Annotated in this window: 16 protein-coding genes; 6 read left to right on the forward strand and 10 right to left on the reverse strand. The window is 60.0% G+C overall.

Going from position 1 to position 22,887, the window contains the following annotated elements:
• The first annotated feature begins 120 nt into the window (after positions 1 to 120).
• Positions 121 to 1,080, forward strand: coding sequence for a GTPase (gene yjiA / locus E4O97_RS15015; protein ID WP_032879403.1), 960 nt, complete (start codon positions 121 to 123; stop codon positions 1,078 to 1,080).
• A 177-nt stretch (positions 1,081 to 1,257) separates the two neighbouring features.
• Here yjiA and glyA read toward each other — a convergent pair whose 3' ends face one another.
• On the reverse strand, positions 1,258 to 2,511 hold the full coding sequence (gene glyA, locus E4O97_RS15020; protein ID WP_078822372.1) for a serine hydroxymethyltransferase: 1,254 nt from the start codon (positions 2,509 to 2,511) through the stop codon (positions 1,258 to 1,260).
• Positions 2,512 to 2,740: 229 nt separating this feature from the next.
• Positions 2,741 to 6,592 carry a bifunctional diguanylate cyclase/phosphodiesterase gene (locus tag E4O97_RS15025; protein ID WP_282445337.1) on the reverse strand — a complete coding sequence of 1,284 codons (3,852 nt, stop codon included), beginning with the start codon at positions 6,590 to 6,592 and terminating at the stop codon, positions 2,741 to 2,743.
• Positions 6,593 to 6,876: 284 nt separating this feature from the next.
• Here E4O97_RS15025 and ettA point away from each other — a divergent pair, with 284 nt between their 5' ends.
• Together ettA and gdhA are read left to right on the forward strand one after the other, a co-directional pair.
• Positions 6,877 to 8,541 carry an energy-dependent translational throttle protein EttA gene (gene ettA, locus E4O97_RS15030; protein ID WP_005791601.1) on the forward strand — a complete coding sequence of 555 codons (1,665 nt, stop codon included), beginning with the start codon at positions 6,877 to 6,879 and terminating at the stop codon, positions 8,539 to 8,541.
• Positions 8,542 to 8,889: 348 nt separating this feature from the next.
• Positions 8,890 to 10,227: an NADP-specific glutamate dehydrogenase gene (gene gdhA, locus E4O97_RS15035; protein ID WP_248161597.1), complete on the forward strand. Its 1,338-nt coding sequence runs from the start codon at positions 8,890 to 8,892 to the stop codon at positions 10,225 to 10,227.
• Here gdhA and E4O97_RS15040 read toward each other — a convergent pair.
• The 5 genes from E4O97_RS15040 to E4O97_RS15060 all read right to left on the reverse strand — a co-directional run bounded on the left by E4O97_RS15040 (position 10,224) and on the right by E4O97_RS15060 (position 14,150).
• Complete coding sequence (locus E4O97_RS15040) at positions 10,224 to 10,721, reverse strand: GreA/GreB family elongation factor (protein ID WP_032879409.1); 498 nt, start codon at positions 10,719 to 10,721, stop codon at positions 10,224 to 10,226. The two genes, gdhA and E4O97_RS15040, sit on opposite strands and share 4 nt — an antisense overlap.
• 70 nt (positions 10,722 to 10,791) lie before the next feature.
• Positions 10,792 to 11,148: a hypothetical protein gene (locus tag E4O97_RS15045; protein WP_032879410.1), complete on the reverse strand. Its 357-nt coding sequence runs from the start codon at positions 11,146 to 11,148 to the stop codon at positions 10,792 to 10,794.
• Positions 11,149 to 11,240: 92 nt separating this feature from the next.
• Positions 11,241 to 11,546 (reverse strand): chorismate mutase, encoded by a 306-nt coding sequence (locus tag E4O97_RS15050; RefSeq protein ID WP_032879411.1) that lies wholly within the window; start codon positions 11,544 to 11,546, stop codon positions 11,241 to 11,243.
• Positions 11,547 to 11,715: 169 nt separating this feature from the next.
• Positions 11,716 to 13,569 carry a DUF4105 domain-containing protein gene (locus tag E4O97_RS15055; protein ID WP_078822370.1) on the reverse strand — a complete coding sequence of 618 codons (1,854 nt, stop codon included), beginning with the start codon at positions 13,567 to 13,569 and terminating at the stop codon, positions 11,716 to 11,718.
• 92 nt (positions 13,570 to 13,661) lie between these two features.
• Positions 13,662 to 14,150: a DUF3015 domain-containing protein gene (locus E4O97_RS15060; protein ID WP_003194274.1), complete on the reverse strand. Its 489-nt coding sequence runs from the start codon at positions 14,148 to 14,150 to the stop codon at positions 13,662 to 13,664.
• A 265-nt stretch (positions 14,151 to 14,415) separates the two neighbouring features.
• On the opposite strand from E4O97_RS15060, the gene E4O97_RS15065 reads away from it, so the two are divergent.
• Positions 14,416 to 16,854: an ATP-binding protein gene (locus E4O97_RS15065; RefSeq protein WP_032879413.1), complete on the forward strand. Its 2,439-nt coding sequence runs from the start codon at positions 14,416 to 14,418 to the stop codon at positions 16,852 to 16,854.
• A 299-nt stretch (positions 16,855 to 17,153) separates the two neighbouring features.
• Positions 17,154 to 17,471 carry a hypothetical protein gene (locus E4O97_RS15070; RefSeq protein ID WP_005791586.1) on the forward strand — a complete coding sequence of 106 codons (318 nt, stop codon included), beginning with the start codon at positions 17,154 to 17,156 and terminating at the stop codon, positions 17,469 to 17,471.
• Between the two features lie 6 nt (positions 17,472 to 17,477).
• Here the strand turns inward: E4O97_RS15070 and E4O97_RS15075 are convergent, their stop codons facing one another.
• A complete protein-coding gene (locus E4O97_RS15075; RefSeq protein ID WP_248161599.1) occupies positions 17,478 to 19,301 on the reverse strand; it encodes a hypothetical protein in 1,824 nt (607 codons plus the stop codon).
• A gap of 162 nt (positions 19,302 to 19,463) precedes the next feature.
• On the opposite strand from E4O97_RS15075, the gene E4O97_RS15080 reads away from it, so the two are divergent.
• On the forward strand, positions 19,464 to 19,952 hold the full coding sequence (locus E4O97_RS15080; RefSeq protein ID WP_005791582.1) for a TIGR00645 family protein: 489 nt from the start codon (positions 19,464 to 19,466) through the stop codon (positions 19,950 to 19,952).
• 15 nt (positions 19,953 to 19,967) lie between these two features.
• On the opposite strand, the gene E4O97_RS15085 is transcribed toward E4O97_RS15080, so the two are convergent.
• Both E4O97_RS15085 and E4O97_RS15090 read right to left on the reverse strand, forming a co-directional pair.
• Positions 19,968 to 21,401, reverse strand: coding sequence for a glycosyltransferase family 39 protein (locus E4O97_RS15085; protein WP_248161601.1), 1,434 nt, complete (start codon positions 21,399 to 21,401; stop codon positions 19,968 to 19,970).
• Between the two features lie 116 nt (positions 21,402 to 21,517).
• Positions 21,518 to 22,543 (reverse strand): hypothetical protein, encoded by a 1,026-nt coding sequence (locus E4O97_RS15090; protein ID WP_248161603.1) that lies wholly within the window; start codon positions 22,541 to 22,543, stop codon positions 21,518 to 21,520.
• Positions 22,544 to 22,887: the final 344 nt, after the last annotated feature.

Genomic DNA, 22,887 nt, shown 5'->3' on the forward strand with positions numbered 1-22,887 from the left:
ATAGCATCACCTCGGTCTGACTGAAGCACCGAGTTGTCTGCATCGCAGGCAAGCCAGCTCCCACAGGGGCCTTTGCTCCCACATTTGTTTTGTGTTTATTCAGTTATCAGGAGAATAGTTTTGTCCTCTCCCATCCCCGTCACCATCCTCAGCGGCTTCCTCGGTGCCGGCAAGACCACCTTGCTGCGCCATCTGCTCAAGGCCGAGCACGGCTTGAAAATCGCCGTGATCGAAAACGAATTCAGTGACGCCGGCATCGACACCCAGCTCTTGGGCGACGAGCCGGTACAAGTCATGACCCTGTCCAACGGCTGCGTGTGCTGCACCATCCACACCGACCTGACCAAGGCCCTGTACCTGCTGCTTGAGCGTCTGGACAGTGGCGAAATCGCCTTCGACCGCCTGGTGATCGAATGCACCGGCCTTGCCGACCCGGCACCAGTGGCCCAGACTTTTTTCATCGACGAAGAACTGCGCGAGCGCTACATCCTCGACGGCATCATTACCCTGGTGGACGCCGCCCACGCCGAGCATCACCTGACCCAGACCATCGCCCAGGCCCAGATCGGCTTTGCCGACCGCCTGCTGGTGAGTAAGCGCGACCTGGTGGACAACGCCACCTTCGACGCCCTCAGTCAGCGCCTGACCCGTATCAACCGGCGTGCGCCGATCCGTGTGGTGGATCACGGCAAGATCGACTTGGCTGAGTTGCTGGATGTGCGCGGCTTCAACCTCAATGCCGGCATGAGCCTGCGCCCGGTCAGCGCTGCGCCATCGGTCGACCGTATTTCCAGCCTGGTGCTGCGCACCGACCAACCGCTGGATATCGACCGCCTCAGTGAGTTCATGAACGAACTGCTGGAAGACCACGGCAAGCAGCTGCTGCGCTACAAGGGCGTGCTGAATATTGCCGGGGAGGATCGACGCATGGTGTTCCAGGGCGTGCTGAAACTCTATGGTTTTGACTGGGACACCGAATGGGCCGAGGGCGAGGCGCGGGAGAGTGTGATTGTGTTTATTGCCGATGAGCTGCCGGAGGACAAGATCCGCGAAGGTTTTGCCAAGGTCTACCAAGCCTGACTTGAAATGCGATCAACTGTGGGAGGGGGCTTGCTCCCGATTGCGGTGGGTCAGTAAACATATAAGTGACTGACACACTGCTATCGGGAGCAAGCCCCCTCCCACAATTGAATGCATTTCAAATTGAAATAAAAAAGCCCGGCTCAAGAGCCGGGCTTTTCATTCAAGCAACTGCAATCAAGCGCCGTAAACCGGCAGCTTTTTGCAGATGGCCTTGACCTTCTCACGTACCGCGTCGATCACGGCTTCGTTGTTCAGGTCAGCCAGGATGTCGCAGATCCAGCCGGCCAGTTCCTTGCACTCTGCTTCCTTGAAGCCACGGGTGGTCACTGCCGGGGTGCCGAAGCGCAGGCCGGAGGTGACGAACGGCGAACGTGGGTCGTTCGGCACGGAGTTCTTGTTCACGGTGATGAAGGCTTTGCCCAGGGCGGCGTCAGCGTCTTTACCGGAAATGTCCTGTTTGATCAGCGACAGCAGGAACAGGTGGTTTTCAGTACCGCCGGACACCACGTCAAAACCGCGCTCGATGAACACAGATGCCATGGCCTGGGCGTTCTTCACCACTTGTTGCTGGTAGGTCTTGAACTCAGGCTGCAGTGCTTCCTTGAAGCAGATCGCCTTGGCGGCAATCACGTGCTCCAGCGGGCCACCCTGGGCGCCGGGGAATACCGCGGAGTTGAGCTTCTTCTCGATCTCGGCGTTGGCGCGAGCCAGGATCAGGCCGCCACGTGGACCGCGCAGGGTCTTGTGGGTAGTGGTGGTCACCACGTCAGCGTAAGGCACTGGGTTCGGGTACACGCCCGCTGCCACCAGACCGGCCACGTGGGCCATGTCGACGAACAGGTAGGCACCGACCTTGTCGGCGATTTCACGGAAGCGTGGGAAATCCAGGATCTGCGAGTAGGCAGAGAACCCAGCCACGATCATTTTTGGCTTGTGCTCTACCGCCAGGCGCTCGACTTCGTCGTAGTCGATCAGGCCGTTGGCATCGATACCGTACTGGACGGCGTTGTACAGCTTGCCGGAGGAAGAAACGCTGGCGCCGTGGGTCAGGTGACCGCCGTGGGCCAGGCTCATGCCCAGGATAGTGTCGCCGCCTTGCAGCAGGGCCAGGTACACGGCGCTGTTGGCCTGGGAGCCGGCGTGTGGCTGGACGTTGGCGTAATCGGCGCCGAACAGCTCCTTGGCACGGTCGATGGCCAACTGCTCAACCACGTCGACGTACTCGCAACCACCGTAGTAGCGCTTGCCCGGGTAGCCTTCGGCGTACTTGTTGGTCAAAACCGAACCTTGAGCCTCCATCACCGCAGGGCTGGTGTAGTTTTCCGAAGCGATCAGCTCAATGTGCTCTTCCTGGCGCACGGCTTCTTGCTCCATGGCGGCGAAGAGATCGGCGTCGTACTTGGCAATAGTCAAATCACGGCTGAACATGGCGGTCCTCAAGGATCGGGGGCAGAAAAGGAGGGCATTCTAACCCAATGGGTTTTGGATGGCATATGAAAGGACATCATGTCGCGGACAAGTGGGGCTCATCTGGGGATGAGTGGTGACTGTGCTGGCCTCATCGGGAGCAAGCCCCCTCCCACATTCGAAGGTATTCACAGTTCAAAGGTGGGAGGGGGCTTGCTCCCGATGGAGCCATAAGCTTCACAACAGCAGGTCAGTCGAACATGAAGAGAGCATCATTGCTGAACTGCGCCTCGAACCGATTCGCCGGCATCGGCCGCCCGAACAGGTAACCCTGGACCTCATCACAGCCATGCTCGCGCAAAAAGTCCAATTGCTCGTGGGTTTCCACACCTTCGGCGATCACCGCCAGGTTCAGGCTGTGGGCCATGGCAATGATCGCCCGGGCGATCTGTGCGTCCTGCTCACCGGAGGGCAGGCCATCGACGAAGGTGCGGTCGATCTTCAGCACGTCGATGGGGAATTGCTTGAGGTAGTTGAGCGATGAATAGCCAGTGCCAAAGTCGTCTACCGCGATGCTCAGGCCCAGGTTCTTCAAGCTGGCGAGGATTTGCAGCGCTTCGTTGACTTCGCGCATCAGGATACTTTCGGTCAGTTCCAGCTCCAGGCACGCTGGCGGCAGGCCAGTGTCCTTGAGGATGGTGGCGATGCGCGTGCCCAGCTGGCCGTCGGAGAACTGTCGCGCCGAGATGTTTACCGAGACTTTGGGCACCCGCACCTTGTTCTGGTGCCAGGTCTTGAGTTGGCGACAGGCTTCGCTGATCACCCAATCGCCCACGTCCACCACCAGCCCGAGTTCTTCCAATACCGGAATGAAATCCCCCGGCGGCACCAGCCCGCGACGCGGGTGGCGCCAGCGCAGCAGGGCCTCGGCGCCGGTCAGGCGTTTGCCGTCCCCGCTGAATTGCGGTTGGTAATACAGCACGAATTCGTTCTGGTCCAGGGCGTGGCGCAGGTCGCTCTCCAACTCCAGACGCTCCAGGGCGCTGGCGTTCATGTCGGCCTGGTAGAACTGGAAGTTGTTCTTGCCGCGCTCTTTGGCGTGGTACATCGCCGTATCCGCGTTTTTCATCAGTTGGCTCAGCTCGTTGCCGTCTTGGGGGCTGAGGGCGATGCCGATACTGGCGGTCACGAAGAACTCGCGGCCTTCGAGCACGAATGGCTTCACCAGGCTGGCCAGAATCTGCTCGGCCACATGAATCGCGCGGTTCAGCGCCATTTCGCGGCTGACCCGTGGTTGCAACAGCAGGGTGAACTCGTCGCCGCCCATGCGCGCCACGGTGTCGTCTTCGGCCACGCAACCGAGCAGGCGCGTCGCCATTTCCTTGAGCATACGGTCGCCGGCGGCGTGGCCGAGGGAGTCGTTGATCGGCTTGAAGCGGTCGAGGTCGAGGAACATCAACACCACCCACGACTTCTGCCGTTCTGCCGATTGCAACGCCGTGTGCAGACGGTCCTGGAACAGCGTGCGGTTGGGCAGGTGGGTCAGGGCGTCGTAGTAGGCCAGGCGGTGGATGCGCTGTTCGCTGGCCTTGCGCTCGCTGATATCGCTGAAGAAGCACACATAGCTGGCCAGGTCGCCTTCATCGTCGAACACCGCCGTAATGCCGACCCAGGCCGGGTAATGCTCGCCGTTGCGGCGCTTGAGCCACACTTCGCCTTCCCAGGTACTGTGCTGGTGCAGTTGCTTGAGCACATAACGCAGGTGGGCTTCCTGCTGCTCGTCGACGGTGAGCATGTTCGGCAATTGGTCGAGCACGTCCGCCACTTCATACCCGCTGACCCGGCTGAACGCCTCGTTGGCTTGCACGATATAGCCGGCCGGATCGGTGATCAGGATCGCCGAGGTGGAGTGCTCGAAGACCGTGGCCGCCATGCGCAGGTCTTTTTCGGCGCGGCGTTGCTGGCTGATATCGCGGCCCACGCCGAGGATGCCCTCAAAGGCGCCATGTTCATCCCACACCAGCACCAGGCGCAGTTCGATCGGTACTTTGCGCCCGTCGGCGCGCAGGCAGTCGAACAGGAACAGTTGGGTCTGGACTTCATCGCGCAAGGTGTTCAACGCCTCGGGGTTGCCGAGGGCGCGACTGACCTGTTCCATCAGGCTATAAATGCCGGTCAACTGTTGCGGGTTGGCAACGATCGACTGCCAGCCATGCTTGAACACCCAATCCACGTCATAGCCCAGCACGGTGTTGACCGATGGGCTGATGTAATTCAGAGCCAGTTGGCTGTCGGTAGAGCAGATCACGTCGCTGATGCTTTCAGCCAACATGCGGTAGCGCTGTTCGCTGTCGCGCAGGGATTCGCTGGCTTCGATCTGGTCGGTAATGTCCTTGGCCACACCGATGATCCGAGTGACCACCGTGGACGTATCCCGTGCCAGGGCCTGTTCGCGAATATCAAAGCGGCGCCATTGGTTATTGCGGTGGCGAAAGCGCAGTTGGCAGTGCAACTGGGTCGTGTAGCCGACCTGGCGTTGCTGCTCACGCGAGTCATGGTAGTGCTCGGCGTCTTCGGGGTGCAGCAGGATTTCCCAGAAGTACTCACCCATTTGCTGCAGTTCGGCTTTGTTGTAGCCCAGGGTGTGGCCCAGATGATGGTTGCTGAAAATCATGCGCTGGCTGATCACGTCCTGCACATACAGGTGATCGGGCACCGTGCGCACCACATCCGACCAGAAGCTCTCGCGCTCCACCAGCGACAACTCGATCAGCTTGCGGCTGGTGATGTCGCTGATGCTGAGGATCACTGCCTTGACGTCATCCTGCTGCTCCGGCAAACGCATCACCAGCCACAGGTACTGTTCGTTGCCGGCCATGTCGTTGAGCTGGATTTCCAGCTCCAGCTGTTTTTGCCGGGTCAGTACAGCTTCCAGCACCTGATAGCCGATGGACGTGGCATTGCGCGGGCAATCATCGATCAGGCGTTCCCACGCCTGCTCGCAGGACGCGACGTTGAGCAGGCGCACGGCCATCTGGTTGACCTCGGTGACGCGCAACTCCCTGAGCAGTTGCTTGCGCTCGGCGGGGTTGGCCTGCAACCAGGCGTGCAACTGTTCGCGGCTTTGTACCTGGGTCTTGTTGCAAAACGCCTTGAGCCCCGCCAGGTCAAGCACGCACAAGGCCACGCCTGTGCCTTCGAAGATGTCCTGATAGCGTCGCCGGCCTTCATTCACCTGGCGTTGGCGGCGGCGCATGTTGAGCAGCACGATCACCGGGACCAGCGAAAATGCCAGGCCCAGCAGGCACTTGCCGATAAAGGCAGGCAGCAGTTGTTCCAGCACCGCGCTGCGGTCAAACAGGCCGCGCAGTTGCCAGTCGCTTTTGCTCAAGGGCGTGACCAGCACACTGCGGTTCAATTCTTCTGGTGTCAGAGCGCTGGGCCACTGCGCGGGCATCCCGCTGTCACGGCTGACCACACGATGGTTCAGGCTGTTCTCGATCGCCCACATCGGGCGCTGGCCCTGAATGTCCTGCCGTGTGAGGTTGGCCAGGTAATTGGGGGCCAGGCGCAAGGCCCAGTACACCTTGGAGCCACCGCTGGGTTGGTGCAGCAACAGATAGATGACCGTGCCGTCATTGTCGTTGCTCAGGTAGTAAGACTGGGCGTGACTGCGCTTGACCAGGTCTTCGAGCAGGGCACTGTCTTGGCTGCCTTCGGCAGTGTCGCTGATCAGTGCGCCGTTGGGGGTGAGCAGGGCGAAGCTGCGTAGGTCCGGCAACGAGCGCTGCAATGTGCGCATCAAGGCCTGCTGCTGTTCGGCATTGCGCGGCGGCTCGACAATGGGCAGCAGGTTCAGGGCGATCTGCGCGCTCAGTGCCATGCTCTGGCTGATCTGCTCGGCCAAGTCAGCACTGTAGTCGATGGTGTATTGCTGCTGGTTTTTCTGGTTTTGCTGCAACTGGTCAAGCAGTTGCCAGAACAATAACGCGAGCAACATCAGCACAAGCGTCGCCAATGCGCCCTTCAAGGTACCGTGCAGGGGCGCTCCCGGCGCAATATGAGCGGCGCGCAAGGGAGTGGGCGGCGTGACTTTGGACAAGCTGTGATCCTGCGGTTGGCTGGACTGGCGCGCGACGTGCACTATAAGCCGGACGCCCGGAGGGCGGCTAGCATGCCTTGAGTTGTGGCAAAGTGCCAGTCCTCCCTGGCTGGACTGCCCCAGCGCATTCAGGTAGCTTTGCCGGTTACGCGGGGGCGTTCCAGCCCCAGACATTCAGGCTTTTTCCCCACGCAGGCATTGATGATAGTCAAAGGCCCGCGCGGCGCATGGCCTGGCACGGGCTTCGTCCGCTTAATTCATCAGTCACTGACGCTAGGTTCACCATGGCTCAATACGTCTTCACCATGCATCGGCTGGGAAAAGTTGTTCCGCCGAAGCGGGAAATCCTGAAAAACATTTCGTTGTCCTTCTTCCCAGGCGCCAAGATCGGCGTGCTCGGCCTCAACGGCTCGGGTAAGTCCACGCTGCTGAAAATTATGGCCGGCGTCGATACCGAGTTCGAAGGCGAAGCCCGCCCGATGCCGGACCTGAATATCGGTTACCTGCCGCAAGAGCCGATCCTGGATCCGACCAAGACCGTGCGCGAAGTGGTTGAAGAGGCCGTCAGCGTGATCAAGGACGCCCAGGCGCGCCTCGACGAGGTGTATGCCGCCTACGCCGAACCGGATGCCGACTTCGACAAGCTGGCCGCCGAGCAGGCCAAGCTCGAAGCCATCCTGCAGGCTGGCGACGGTCACAACCTGGAGCGCCAACTGGAAGTCGCCGCCGATGCGCTGCGCCTGCCGGCGTGGGACGCCAAGGTCGAGCACCTGTCTGGTGGTGAAAAACGTCGTGTGGCCCTGTGCCGCCTGCTGCTGTCGGCTCCCGATATGCTGCTGCTCGACGAACCGACCAACCACCTGGACGCCGATTCCGTCGCTTGGCTGGAGCACTTCCTGCACGATTTCCCGGGCACCGTGGTTGCGATCACGCACGACCGGTATTTCCTGGACAACGTCGCCGGCTGGATCCTCGAGCTCGACCGCGGCGCCGGTATCCCTTACGAGGGCAACTACTCCGGTTGGCTGGAAGCCAAGTCCGACCGTCTGGCCGCCGAATCCAAGCAGCAATCGGCCCACGAAAAAGCCATGAAGGAAGAGCTGGAATGGGTGCGCAAAGGCGCCAAGGCCCGCCAGTCCAAATCCAAGGCCCGTCTGCAACGCTTTGAAGAAATGCAGTCGCAGGAATTCCAGAAGCGCAGCGAAACCAACGAGATCTACATCCCGGCCGGTCCGCGCCTGGGTGACAAGGTCATCGAGTTCAAGAACGTATCCAAGGGCTATGGCGACCGCGTGCTGATCGACAACCTGTCGTTCTCCATGCCAAAAGGCGCGATCGTCGGCGTCATTGGTGGTAACGGTGCGGGTAAGTCCACGCTGTTCCGCATGTTGATGGGCAAGGAAACGCCGGACTCCGGCAGCATCGAGATCGGCGACACCGTGCAACTGGCCTGTGTAGACCAGAGCCGCGACGACCTCGACGGCAGCAAGACTGTATTCCAGCAGATCTCCGACGGCTCCGACCAGATCCGTATCGGCAACTATGAAATCCCGTCGCGCACCTATGTCGGCCGTTTCAACTTCAAGGGCGGCGATCAGCAGAAGTTCGTCAAGGACCTGTCCGGTGGTGAGCGTGGTCGCTTGCACCTGGCCCTGACCTTGAAAGAGGGCGGCAACGTGTTGCTGCTCGACGAACCGTCCAACGACCTCGACGTTGAAACCCTGCGTTCCCTGGAAGAAGCCCTGCTGGACTTCCCGGGCGCCGCCATTGTGATCTCTCACGATCGGTGGTTCCTTGACCGCGTCGCGACCCACATCCTGGCGTACGAAGATGACTCCCAGGCGGTGTTCTTCGAAGGTAACTACACCGAGTACGAAGCAGACCGTAAAAAGCGCTTGGGCGAAGCAGCTGCCCAGCCGCACCGTGTGCGTCACAAAAAACTGGCCTGATTCGGGCTGGTTTGAAAAAAGCGGAGCCTTCGGGCTCCGTTTTTTTTTGGGCGCTGTTCAGGTGGACCGAGGCGACTTCATCGCAGGCAAGCCAGCTCCCACATTAGATCGAGTACCTCTGCTACGACACGGTCCAATGTGGGAGCTGGCTTGCCTGCGATAGCGGTTTAACTATTGGTGCATATCTCGCGTTGAAATCCCTGTTAGAGGGCAAAAATCCTGATTATTTATATCCAATGCACCATTTAAATTCACAAAAGCGACATTTTGCCCTGTCACGGTGCGAAATGAATTGATAAAGTCCGGCTCATTCTCTGTTTAACAACAATCAATTTGCCGAGACTTTTCATGATCGAATCCGTCGAATCCTTCCTGGCCCGCCTCAAGAAACGAGACCCCGACCAGCCGGAATTCCACCAGGCCGTGGAAGAAGTCCTGCGCAGCCTGTGGCCTTTTCTTGAAGCCAACCCCCACTACCTGACCTCGGGCATTCTGGAGCGCATTTGCGAACCGGAACGCGCCATCACCTTCCGGGTATCGTGGGTGGATGATCACGGCAAGGTTCAGGTCAATCGCGGTTTCCGTATCCAGATGAACAGCGCCATCGGCCCGTACAAAGGTGGCTTGCGCTTTCACCCTTCGGTCAACCTGGGCGTGCTGAAATTCCTCGCCTTCGAGCAGACCTTCAAAAACTCCCTGACCTCGCTGCCCATGGGCGGCGGTAAAGGCGGCTCGGACTTCGACCCCAAGGGCAAGAGCGATGCCGAAGTGATGCGCTTCTGCCAGGCGTTCATGAGCGAGTTGTACCGCCACATCGGTGCGGACGTCGACGTGCCGGCCGGCGATATCGGTGTGGGCGCACGGGAAATCGGCTTTCTGTTCGGCCAGTACAAGCGCCTGAGCAATCAATTCACTTCAGTGCTGACCGGCAAAGGCATGACTTATGGCGGCAGCCTGATTCGTCCGGAAGCCACCGGTTTCGGCTGTGTGTATTTCGCCGAGGAAATGCTCAAGCGCCAAGGTCAGCGGGTCGAAGGCAAGCGGGTGGCGGTGTCCGGCTCCGGCAACGTGGCGCAATACGCGGCGCGCAAGGTCATGGACCTGGGCGGCAAGGTGGTTTCCCTGTCGGACTCCGAAGGCACCCTGTACGCCGAAAGTGGTTTGACCGAAGAACAATGGTCGGCCCTGCTGGAGCTGAAAAATGTACAGCGCGGGCGTATCAGTGAACTGGCTAAACGTTTCGGCCTGGAATTCCGCAAAGGCCAAACCCCTTGGGAGCTGGCGTGCGATATCGCGCTGCCATGCGCCACCCAGAACGAACTCGACGCCCAAGCCGCACGCACGCTGTTGCGCAACGGCTGCATCTGCGTGGCCGAAGGCGCCAACATGCCGACCACCCTGGAGGCTGTGGATATCTTCATCGACGCGGGCATCCTGTTTGCGCCTGGCAAGGCGTCCAACGCCGGCGGTGTGGCAGTGAGCGGCCTGGAAATGTCGCAGAACGCCATGCGCCTGCTGTGGACCGCCGGGGAAGTGGACAGCAAACTGCACAACATCATGCAGTCGATTCACCATGCCTGCGTGCATTACGGTGAGGAAAACGGCCGGGTCAACTACGTCAAGGGCGCCAACATCGCAGGCTTCGTGAAAGTGGCTGACGCGATGCTGGCCCAGGGCATCGTCTAAACCTCGGGTTCGATGCTCAGCACTTCGATCAACTGATCGCCGACGGGGCGCTTCCACAGCACCTCGTCGCCCACCTGGGCCCCCAACAAGGCGCGGCCCAGAGGCGAGCCCCAGTTGATCAAACCGGCGTTGGCGTCGGCTTGATCCTCACCTACCAATTGAATGCGCTGTTGCTCGTCCTGCTCATTGGCGAACGTGACCCAGCTGCCGATCTGCACCTTGTCGGTGGCTGTCGCCGGCGCGACCACCTGAGCGCTTTGCACCCGCTGGTTGAAGTAACGCAGGTCCCGCTCAAGATCCGCCTGGCGCTGCTTATCGGCCTGCTCACCTTTGGCGGACTCGGCGCTGTACTCAAGCTGCAATTGCGCCACCTTGGCTTGCAACTGCGCCAACCCTTGCGCGGTCAGGCGGTTGGGCTGTTCGCTGACCTGACGCTCCACCGGCTGGTCGGCCTGGGCGGCGGCGTTGTCTTCATTTACAAAAGCTCGGCTCATGGTGTTCTCCCTCTATGGCATTTGGGCCATGTTTGCCGTGCTTTAGTTTCGATGGATGTCTGCAAACGACCTATTGCGAGCGATACGCCTTGGCCGCATCGCGGTCTTTTTCCTGCTGCCACTCGCGCTCGCGGTCGTTGTTGCGGTTTTCCTGGTAGTCGCGCAGCTCTTCGTTCTCACGCATGGCTTTGCACTGGCGAAACCCGTCTTCCCAGCCTTCGGCGTATTGCCGGTCTTTCAAATAGCGTGGAACGTTCTTGCGAAACTCCCCGGTAATCACCCCAGCGGCCTGGCGGCCACTGCTGCAACCATCGTCAAAGCCGTCAGCGAAGGCGGGTGGATAACCCTTGGCCAGCAACTCTTGGTGAGTGGATTGGCAGCCTGACAAACACACCATTGCACACAGCATTACCGCATACCGCCACATGGCGTACTCCCTGGCCGATTCACGGCTGATAAGGGGAGTCTAGTCAGTGATTTGTGGGGGCGGTGTGAAAGGGCGGTGAGAAATGTGTTGGGTTAAAAGGCCTCGTTGACCGTCAGAGCGGCATGTTCAGCCAACTCCTGCTGGATAAACGCCGCAATCATCGCGCGATACACCTGCTCAGTTACCTCTGGGTTAGCGCCTACTACCTCGGACAACCCCCGCACCTTGGCGATCACCTGTTCAACTCGTTGCGGCGCCTTGACGCTATCCGAATCTTTTTTGAAGCGCGCTGCTTGAGATACGTAGTGGCCTCGCTCGGCGAGCAGGGTGACGATTTGTTGGTCAAGGTGGTCGATGTTTTCGCGGACTTCTTCGAGGGTGGTGCAATTAACGGCCATGTTGATAGAGCTCCTATTGGACAGGCAACGCGATGGTTTTGAAAGCATGCGGTCAAGTGTGGGAGCGGGCTTGCCCGCGATAGCGTTGTTTCAGCCTCGTATTCGGTGACTGACACTCTGCCATCGGGAGCAAGCCCCCTCCCACATTTTGATCTTCGCCAGGCCTATGTCAGTAGTGGTACCACTTCACTTCAAGCATCACTTCATTCACGGGCGTGGATAAGTGGCTGTATTCACGCTGCGCACTCAGGCGCAGGCCCAGGTTGCGCGACAGTTCCCACTGCTGGTTGAGGCTGATGCTGCGCCGCACTTCACCATTGGTAAAGAAATCCCCCTTGGCTTCCAGGCTCAGGTTGCCCAGTGGGTTTTTCCACAGCACGCCGGTGTTGAAGCCGGCGGCGGGCGAGATGGCTTCGCTGAAATCGTTGTTGTGTTCCACGCGCACGGTGCCAAGGGCGAAGCCGAGCATGTCGTCGCTCAGTTGCCAGGTGCCGCCGGCGCCGCCGTTGACGTGGGCGACCAGGGTTTCGTCGTCGTGCTTGCCCGGTACCCGTTCCAGGCCGCCAGTCACTTGCCATGACCAGGGTTGCAGCAGCGCGTTACGCGGCGTCAGCGAGCGGATGGTGGCCAGGTCCAGTTGCTGCAACTGCCAGTGATTGCCTTCGTACTGGCGCAGTTTCATTTGCAGGATTTCGATCTGGGCGCCGAGGGGGAAGCCTTCGGCGTTGTCGTTAAGGTCGTGATAGGCCATGCGCAGGCCATATTCACCAAAGGCTTTGTCGCCACGGGTGCCGATGCCGGCTTGCCAGGTGCGTGACTGGTGGCCGTTTTCCGGCAAACCAGGCGGCGTGATCTTGAGGTCTGGCGCAGGGTTCTGGTTGATCGCGCGCAGCAGTTCGAAGCTACGTTGGGAGCGTGCGGTGTCACGCTCCAGGCCGTTGGCGCGGTAGCGGCCAAGGCGATAGGCGGCATCCACAATCAGTGCCTGGCGATCACGCGCCAGAGCCTTGAAGGCCGGCTCTTGCAGTTGCTTCTGATCGTCGCTGATTTTCAGTACCCATTGCTGCTCATCACTATCCAAAGGTTTAGCGCGTTCGAGCAACTCGCGTTCACGGGAGGGCCGATAGTCGATCTTCTCCACCAAGCCCGCTTCCTTGACGGCCTTGACCGTGTCGGTAGGGATCGCGGTGAGCGGGAATTGCTCGGTCAGGCGCAGGCCGGGGCGGGCCACTTGCAGCAGTTCCAGCAGGCGATAGGAGCAGTTTTCGTCGAAGAAGAAATAGTCGAACTGGATCTGCTTGAGCTCCCACACGTGCTCGACCATGCGCTTGGTCTCGACCTCGGTGAGGTTCAGGCGGTATTCCCACAGGTCGCGGTTTTCCAGGCTGCGGTATTCGGAGAGTTTCTCCTGATAGGGCACCAGGGCGAACAGGCCGGGGTAGCCGCCCATCAGGCCCTTCCAGGCATACAGAATGCTGTTGTCGGAGCCTTCGATATAGGCACCGAAGTTGATGGCATAGCTGAGCAGCGCAGTGTTGTTGCTTTGCACGTCGGCCTGGTCGATGCGCAGCAGGGTGTGGCCGAACATCGACGACGGGCTGTTGAGATAGGCCGCGGGGAAGATCATCACCGCGCTATGGGGGGCGACGTCCTTGAACCATTGGGTGAATTCCTTGCAGTCCAGGGCGGGTAGGTCAGTCAGGTGCAACTGATCCTTGAGCCAGCGGGTACGTGCGGGGTACACACACTGGGCGTGCTTCTCACCCAGGCTGGCCGGTGCATACAGCGCTTGCACGGTGGCCTTGAGTTCGGCGTCCGGGTGATGGGCGCCGTCGGCGGCGAGGAAGAATTTCTTGTCGCTGACATAGCTGCGCCAGCCACTGATCTTGCCGGCTTCGTAATGCCCCAGCGACAGCCAGAACGGATCATTGGCCAGTTGCTGCAAACGTTGATCGTCGAGGTGCGGTGCCGCATGCAGCGGGGCGCAGGCGAAGAGAGCCAGGCAAGCGAGGCGTTTGAGCATGGGGGCTACTTAAGTCGGACTGAAAAAAAGACCCAAGGGGGGCAGGTCGAAAAAATAAAACCCGCGCCTCGAAAGACGCGGGCGGGTCGAGCTTAAGCCTGGGTAGCGTATTTCGCCAGACGGGCATCGCTTTTCAGTACAGCAATGGTGTTGTTGTGCACGTCGTCAGCGGTCACGTCAGCCTTGCTGAAGATCTGCTGGAAGTGCTCGTGGGTCACGGCCGCGAAGTGATCGCGATCTTCCGGGGCAACACCCAGTACCACGGCATAGGTGGTCAGTGCTTCGCCGTTGCCTTTGGCCATGTCTTCGGACAGCTCGTTCATCATGCCATTCATGGCAATCCAGGACTTGCCGCCGTAGGTCAGGGCGCTGTTGGTGCTGCAACCATTGGTGCCCGAGGTCATGCCGAAGGTGGCGTTACCCGAGGTGCCGTTGGTGGTGGAAGCGAGGAAGTGAGCCGGAGTACCGCGCTGGCCTTCGAACAACATGTTGCCCCAACCGCAGTTCGGGCCACCTGGTGCTTCTGCCATTGCATTGAGGGAGACGACGGTGAAGAGAGTACCAAGAAGGATCCGTTTCATAGCTTTGTTCTCTTTGTGTGCAAACCAATGGACAAGGGTTCAGGTGCTTCTCAGCACCCTAGGGGCCAGTTATTAGTCCAACCCGCGCAGTTTGGAGTTTAGGCACGTTCCTAGGGTTCCGTGTTTTTTTATAAACATTAAGTCTCAGGCGATTTTTTTGTAGGACGCGTGCGGTGGCTATGCTTTCCCGAAAGCGCGCCTTGCCAGAGCGCTCAACCCGGAGCCAGAATGCCCCCATCTGCCCCGCCTGATGTAAGGAAGCCCGATGCCTGATCCTGTTGCTGCCAGCTTGCGTCTAGCGCCCGAAGCGCTGACTCGCCCTTTCTCCGCTGAACAGTTCAGCTTCTCGACCACCAATGATTTGGAGCCCTTTCGCGGTGTGCTTGGCCAGGAACGTGCGGTTGAAGCCTTGCAGTTCGGCGTGGCCATGCCACGCCCCGGTTACAACGTGTTTGTGATGGGCGAGCCCGGCACCGGCCGCTTTTCGTTCGTCAAACGCTACCTCAAAGCCGAAGGCAAACGCCTGCAGACCCCGGCGGACTGGGTCTATGTGAATAATTTCGATGAGCCACGCGAGCCCCGCGCCCTGGAATTGCCAGGGGGCGGCGCCGCGGCGTTTATCGCCGATATCAACGGGTTGGTCGACAACCTGGTGGCCACCTTTCCGGCAGTGTTTGAACACCCCACTTATCAACAGCGCAAAAGCGCCATCGACCGGGCCTTCAACCAGCGCTACGACAAGGCGCTGGATGTGATCGAACGCCTGGCCCTGGAAAAGGACGTGGCGTTGTACCGCGACAGCTCCAACATCGCCTTTACGCCGATGCTCGACGGCAAGGCGCTGGACGAAGCCGAGTTTTCGCAACTGCCGGAAGCCGATCGCGAGCGTTTCCACAACGATATTTCCGAGCTGGAAGAGCGCCTCAACGAAGAGTTGGCCAGCCTGCCGCAGTGGAAGCGCGAGTCCAACAACCAGCTGCGCCAGTTCAACGAAGAAACCATCACCCTGGCCCTGCAGCCGTTGCTGGCACCGTTGTCGGAAAAGTATGCAGAAAACGCCGGCGTTTGCGGCTACCTGCAAGCGATGCAGGTGTACCTGCTTAAAACCGTGGTCGAGCAACTGGTGGACGACGCCAAGACCGACGCCCAGGCGCGCAAGCTGCTTGAAGAGCAGTACTGCCCGAGCCTGGTGGTGGGTCACCCGGTCAACGGTGGTGCGCCAGTGGTGTTTGAACCGCACCCGACCTACGACAACCTGTTCGGCCGTATCGAATACAGCACCGACCAGGGCGCGCTTTACACCACCTATCGCCAACTGCGTCCGGGCGCCTTGCACCGCGCCAATGGCGGCTTCCTGATTCTGGAAGCCGAAAAAATGCTCAGCGAGCCGTTTGTATGGGATGCGCTCAAGCGTTCCCTGCAATCGCGCAAGCTGAAGATGGAGTCGCCCCTGGGCGAACTGGGCCGCCTGGCCACCGTGACCCTCAACCCGCAAATGATCCCCTTGCAGGTGAAGGTGATCATCATCGGCTCGCGCCAGTTGTATTACGCGCTGCAAGACGCCGACCCGGACTTCCAGGAGATGTTCCGCGTACTGGTGGACTTCGACGAAGACATCCCGATGGTCGACGAGAGCCTGGAGCAGTTCGCCCAGTTGCTCAAAACTCGTACTTCGGAAGAAGGCATGGCGCCGCTGACCTCGGATGCGGTCGCGCGCCTGGCGACTTACAGCGCACGCCTGGCCGAACATCAGGGCCGCTTGTCGGCTCGTATTGGCGACCTGTTCCAGTTGGTCAGCGAGGCGGACTTCATTCGCCACCTGGCCGGCGACGAAATGACCGATGCCGGGCATATCGAGCGCGCCCTCAAGGCCAAAGCCACACGCACCGGTCGCGTGTCGGCGCGGATTCTCGACGACATGCTCGCCGGCGTCATCCTGATCGACACCGCCGGCGCCGCTGTGGGCAAGTGCAACGGGTTGACGGTGCTGGAGGTCGGCGACTCGGCATTCGGCGTGCCGGCGCGGATTTCCGCCACGGTGTACCCGGGGGGCAGCGGTATTGTCGACATCGAGCGTGAAGTCAACCTCGGCCAGCCGATTCACTCCAAGGGCGTCATGATCCTCACCGGTTACCTGGGCAGCCGTTATGCTCAGGAATTCCCGCTGGCGATCTCCGCGAGTATCGCCCTGGAGCAGTCCTACGGTTATGTGGACGGCGACAGTGCGTCCCTGGGCGAGGCATGCACCTTGATTTCGGCCTTGTCGAAGACGCCACTCAAGCAGTGCTTTGCCATCACCGGCTCGATCAACCAGTTTGGTGAAGTGCAGGCGGTGGGCGGGGTCAACGAGAAGATCGAAGGTTTCTTCCGCCTTTGCGAAGCACGCGGGCTGACCGGTGAGCAGGGTGCGATCATCCCTCAGGCCAACGTCGCGACGTTGATGCTCGACGAGAAGGTGCTGCAGGCCGTGCGCGCCGGGCAATTCCACATCTATGCGGTACGCCAGGCCGATGAGGCGCTGAGCCTGTTGGTGGGCGAGGATGCCGGTGAGCCGGACGCCGAGGGGCAATTTCCGGAAGGCACCGTGAATGCGCGGGTGGTGGAGCGTTTGCGCGCGATTGCCGAGATGATCAGCGAGGAAGATCTGAAGGAGGCGGAGAAAGAGCTGGCGCAGCAGGCGTTGGCAGAAGCCAAGCCAAGCTGATCCCTGAAGCTCAATGGGAATCAAATGTGGGAGGGGGCTTGCTCCCGATAGCAGTGGGTCAGTCAAAATTACTTAGACTGGCACACCGCAATCGGGAGCAAGCCCCCTCCCACATATAGAATTGTTTATGCCACAAAATTGACTCCATTCTCGGGGACCGACGCCCGTTGGTCCCTACAACCTTGGTTTGTGGTGTTTTTCTTCTATTCTCAGAGTCAGGGATATCCACAGGAGTCGCAGGATAGAAACAGCCTCGCCCTGCGCTGGGGCTGAACACCGATCTACCGAGGGGCGCCGCCATGTCGCGCAACCTTTGCCTTACCCGCCAGTGCTTGGGCCTGGTCACCCGTATCGAATGCTCCATTCGCCCCCTCGCCGGGGATAACGGCATGTGGACGCTATTGTTTGCCGCCGGGATGTCGGGCGAGCAGCCTTCCACCATCAAATCCCAGGGCCCGTTCCATGGTCCCTTCGTGGCCGAAAGAATGCTGGGCACCATCGTTGATAGCCTGACCTTGCATGGCTACGAGCAAATGGACGAGCCGCAGATCTGGTGCCTGCACCTGCAAGCCCATCTGCGCCAACTCAATGGCGGCCAGGAGCAGTTGGCCCTTTAGCGCCGGCTATTTGCTCTCTGGTTTGTCCAGCTTGACCTCGAAGCCGTACTGCACGGTGCTCAGGTCGGTGCGCTGGTAACTCTCCAGCGTAGTCGGCTGGCCGTAGAAGTAATGCACGTCGAACAGCGCGGTGCCGTACTCCTCGGCGCGGTGGCTGACATTGAGGATTTCCTTGAGGTAATTGCCGCTGGCGTCCTTGGCGTAGATGCGCCAGCTGTCGGAGGGGAAGTCCTTTTGATCGACGATCAGCGCGTTGTCCTTCAGCGACAGGCCCTTGGGCAGCTTGGCGACATCAATCACGGCTTTCTCGATAGTCGCCAGGAACAGCGGCACCGAGCCCACCACAAACGCCGGGGTCTCCGGGAACAGATTAAGGTCGTAAGTCAGTGTGCCGTTTACTGCGTTCAGCTCGAAAGCCTCGGTCGGCAGCTCGATGGGCTCGCCGCGCTCGCCCTTGTCGTCGGCGGTGAAGAAGGTGATAGGCGCATCACTGTTGTTACGCTCGGCGCCGACCAGGTCGTCGTTGAAGGTGAAAGGGTGGTCAAAGATGATTTTCGCGGCGCTGGCGTCTTCGGTCGATTGGCTGATGGTCACGCTGCTTTTAAGTTGGTCCTCGGTCATCGAGGCATCTTTGAGCCAGCTGGCGGCGTCGTCGTCATACACCGTGACCGGCATCGGCAGGGCCTGCACCGTGGTTTGCAGGCTGTTCCTGTCGAAGCGTAATACCGGCAGATCCAGGTCTTTGTGGGTAACCGTGGCCTGGGAGAAATCCAGGACATTGACCTGCAGGTTGTCGATCAGCCCGTTGAAATACACCTTGGCGTAATGGCTGGTTTGCTTGTGTTCGAAGGCTTTTTGCTCATCGGTGAGCTGTTTCTCGAAGGCGTCGGACCAGGCTTTTTGCTTGTGCATTTCAGCCAGTTGCTTCTCGTAGAACGCCACTTGCGCGGCACTCTCGTTGATCGAGCCCGAGCGGGTCAGAAATTGCCCGGTAGTGTCCCGCGCTTGCACCAGCAAAGGGTTCGGTGATTCGTCGCCCACGTCTGCGGCCAGGGGGGCGCTGTTGGTCAGTTCGATTTCGGCGTAGTTCTTTTCCAGCAACAGCAGATTGAGGGTGATGTTGCCCTCGGTGCGTTTATGGCCCACGTCCTTTTTGCTCAGGTCGAAGGTCAGCACTTTGCCCGGCGTGATCACTTCAACCGCGCCCTTGAGGCTGACGGGCTGCGGCTGGCTTTTGTTTTCCGTCTCGATGCCTTCGATAAACGGGTAGGTCACCGTCAGGTCATCGGGGTTGGTGAGGTTGGAGCTGCTGGGGCTCAATTGGATGCCCGGGTCGGTTTCCGACCATTCCGGCTGGAAGGGAATGACTTTGTTGTTGCTCAGTGTCACCGACTGCCATTCCAGGCCATGGGGGAAGGGGAACTGGTCAGGGGCGTTGAAATTGAACGGGAAGACCGGCTGCAAATCCGTCAGATAGTCCGAATGAGAGCTTTTGCGCAGCACGAACAGGCCATTGATATAGGTATCCACCAAAGCCTGGGGCGTGGGGTAGTGCTTGAGCAAGGCCAGGGTGTCTTCGCCGTACTCGGCCTCGATGGGCTTGGTGGCGAGCTTGAGGCGCGCACGTTCCAGTAACAGCAGCGAGCCGCCCAGATCTGCGATGGCATCGCGCAGCTTGGGGTCCTGGATGGTGTCCAGGGACTGTTCGAACTTCGCGGTTTTCTCTTCGAGGGTCGCCTGCTTCTGCTCTTCTTTGGGGGAGCAGCCGCTGGCCATCAGCAACGCCGCACACAGGCCGAGAGTGGCCAAAGGGGATCGCACATCCATCATCTGAGTTTTCCTGTCCGACATCATCGAGCCGAGTTAATGGCCTCGACACTAGCAGAAAAATTCTCTTACAGATGCCACTTGGGTCAGTTTTCTCGCGGTGACAGGGGCCGGGTGGCGGCTGGTATACTCGGCGCCATTTTTAGCCAAGCTGTGTGAGATTCAATGGAACGCTTTATCGAAAATACGATGTACGCCTCGCGTTGGCTGCTGGCGCCGATCTATCTGGGGCTGTCCCTGGGCTTGCTGATCCTGGCGCTGAAGTTCTTCCAGGAAATCATTCACGTGATTCCCAACATCTTCACCATGTTGGAAGCGGAAGTGATCCTGTTGCTGCTGTCGTTGATCGACATGGCCCTGGTTGGCGGCTTGCTGGTGATGGTGATGATTTCCGGCTACGAGAACTTCGTCTCGCAACTGGATATCGATGAAAACAAGGAAAAGCTCAACTGGCTGGGCACCATGGACTCTTCGTCGCTGAAGATGAAAGTGGCGGCCTCCATCGTGGCGATTTCCTCCATCCACCTGCTGCGCATCTTCATGGACGCCAAGAACGTCGATCCGCAACACCTGATGTGGTACGTGATCATCCACATGACCTTCGTGGTCTCGGCGTTTGCCATGGGCTACCTGGACAAGCTCACCAAGCACTGATGCCCCGCGCCGGCCTTACTGCTCGACGAAGTAGTAAGGCTGGCGGTTGATCGCCATTTGCTTGATCACTGTGACCGGCTCTTTCAGTCGGTCGGTGTGGTCCGTCAGCGCAACGTTGCCGGGCTTGGCGCTGAGGAAGGCGCGCAACTCGGGTTCGGTCTTGAGGATCGGCAGGTAGGCTTGCAGGTAGAACACGCTGGCGCCGGCGATCCGCTCGTTGGGCTGAAACATCGCCACCGTTCGGCCTTCGTCTTGCAGGGTCTGGACCTGGCTGATCACCGGCACGAATGATTGGCGCACATCGGCTTTTGGTGCAAACCAGAACGCTGCGCTCAGGTAGCAGGCGATGGCCAGGGTGAAAACCCCGCCGATGATCTGCCGGTGGTAGCGGTACAGCGCCGGCTTGCGGTCTTTGGCCCACTCCAACAGCACCCGCGCATATTCGGCGGCCAACACCGCCGCGGCTGGCGTCAGCGCCATCAAATACACCGTGCGTTTGCTGGAAGCCAGGGTTAGCAGGGTGAACTGCGCCACCAGCCACACGCTGAAAAACAGACGATAGCGGTTGCGCACCAGGCTTTTACGGAAATGCCACAGGCCCAGGTACACCAGGATATTCCAGGGCAGAAAGGCCTCGGGCAGTTTCGCGAGGTAATAGTAGAACGGTTCGTAATGCCCGGCTTCGGCAAACGAACCGCTGAAGCGCCCGACGCTATTGGTCCACAACACCTCGCCCACCGCCTGCATCCCACCGCGCTGAAACAGAAACCCCAGCCAGATCAGCAACGGCACCAAGGCCAGCAGCGTGAACAGTGCCGGCTTGAGCCAGTCGCCGATGCGCAGGCGTTTATCCATCAGACTGGTACTGAGCAGGTACACAAAGATCACGATCCCCGGCAGCGCCAGGCCCAACACACCCTTGCTCAGGGTGGCGATGACCATGCCAGCGGTAAACAACGCCCACGCCCACACACTGGAGCCATCGCGCTCGGGCCGCACAGCCTGGTAGAACCCCAGCAATGCCATGGTCACACCGAGGCTGAGCAACGAATCCTCACCCACCCCCCGCACATTGCCCCAGTAACTGGCCATGGTCGCCAGAATCAGTGCGGCACTGAACGCCAGCGTCTGCGGCCGCTTGAAGCGACGCAGCATCCCGTACAGCAGCATCACGCTGAACAACCCGGCAAACGCCGACGCTAGGCGCACCGCCCCGGTGCTGGCGCCGAACAAGCGAATCGCACCGGCATCCAGCCACAGGCTCAGGGGTGGTTTTTCCAGGAAGGGTTCACGAAACAGGCGCGGCACCACCCAGTCATTGTCCAAGTGCATCGCCATGGCGATCCCGGACACCCGAGCCTCGGTGGAGCCTTGCAGCTCGTGGTTGCCAAGGGCGAAGAAGAACAACAGACCAGCAAGCAGGAGCAGCAGGGGAGCGGGACGCGTCATGGAATCTGGCTACCGGGGCATGAGACCGATCGGGCGACCGGTCATGGGTAGTCAGGGAGTATACGAGCGCGATTCTTAACCTTTGGTGAACGGCCGTGGGGTTTTTCTCCGGCGGATCAAGGCAGTTTCAAGCTGGGCACTGCCGCTTTGCCTTGTGCGGTCAGCACCGGCTCCAACTGCTCCCAGGTGAAGGCCAAGTCGTTGTCGCAACCGTCACCATTGGCCGGTGTCGAGAGTTGCAGGCCCTGGGTGTTGAAGCTGAGGTGAAAGTTGGAGTAATCGGTGATCGCCGGGCAACCCTCGTCGGTAGTGGTTTGCTTGGCCAGCCAAGTGCTGAAGGCGGCCGGCAGCTTCAAATGGCCGGAATAGGCGTCATGCCATTGCTGATGGCCGCCGAGCCAGGTCCATGGGTCCACACTCTCCCCGGTTTGCAGGTTCCAGGAGTGCAGGCCCCAACTGATGCCCATGGCGCCCTGGCCTGCGGCCCAGCGGTAGAACCGCACGGTGAGAAATTGCGATGACCAATAGGCGGGCTCAACCTCGATCTCACTGGTATAGACCGAGCCGTTTCGACCCAGGTATTCACGCCGTTCATAAAAATAGTCGGTTAGATCTTCGTCATTGACGGCCAGAGCGGCGAGTTGCTGGTTGATCTTCTGCACCGCCGGGCTGTCTCCCTCCAGCTTGAGCGTGACGCGGGGGCCTTGGGTCTTGAGTTGGTAGGTGTGGTTGTGGAAAGTCTTCTTCTCGGTCTTGATCGGCAGCGGCGCGGCTTCCATGGGCGCGTTATAGGCATCGCTGCCGCAGCCGTCCGTGCCAATGCGGCGCAGGGCCAGTGGCAGCGGCGTACCGCCATCGGTTTTGCTCCAGGCACCCGAAAGGGTATCGCCCTGAGGTTTTTGCAGAGTCCAGAAACCGGTGTTTCCTTCCTCTACCCAAGGGGCGTTGTCGTTGGCCTGGGTCAGTTGAATCGGGGTACGGATGCGCTGGTAGTAATAACTGCCATGCTCCCCTTCGGCGCCGTTGAAACACACGGTGATAGCGGACTTGCCCAAGGTGCCTTGCCAGACCCCATCCAGCTCGGCAGCGGTGGCGAATGAAGGGATGAAGGCGAGGGCGATGACGGCGAAAGGCTTGAGCACGGGTATCTGACTTCCGATTGTCTGATAAAGGCCGTCAGGGTAATGGGAAGTATGAGGGGATGCCAGCGGGCGAGGTGGGCGTTAAGGCTTCTCGCCCTTTTTATAGGGTGGCGACCGTACGCGGGTTAGCAGACCAGGAATCAAGGAGCCCGGCGCACCCGAAAGTGCCCCACGCACAGCCGCCATGATACGAACCAGCGGATGCTGAAAGCATCGCTCGAACGGATGGTGGCTTTGCAGGCCTTGATATCAACCGAGCTGCTAAACCCGGTCGCTGATTTTGCAGCGACAGGGGAAGGCTAGGCTTGTTGGTTGGGGTGCGCCAGTTCACCGACAGCGCGGCA

It is taken from the genome of Pseudomonas sp. W15Feb34, assembly GCF_023127765.1.
Classification (GTDB): domain Bacteria; phylum Pseudomonadota; class Gammaproteobacteria; order Pseudomonadales; family Pseudomonadaceae; genus Aquipseudomonas; species Aquipseudomonas synxantha_A.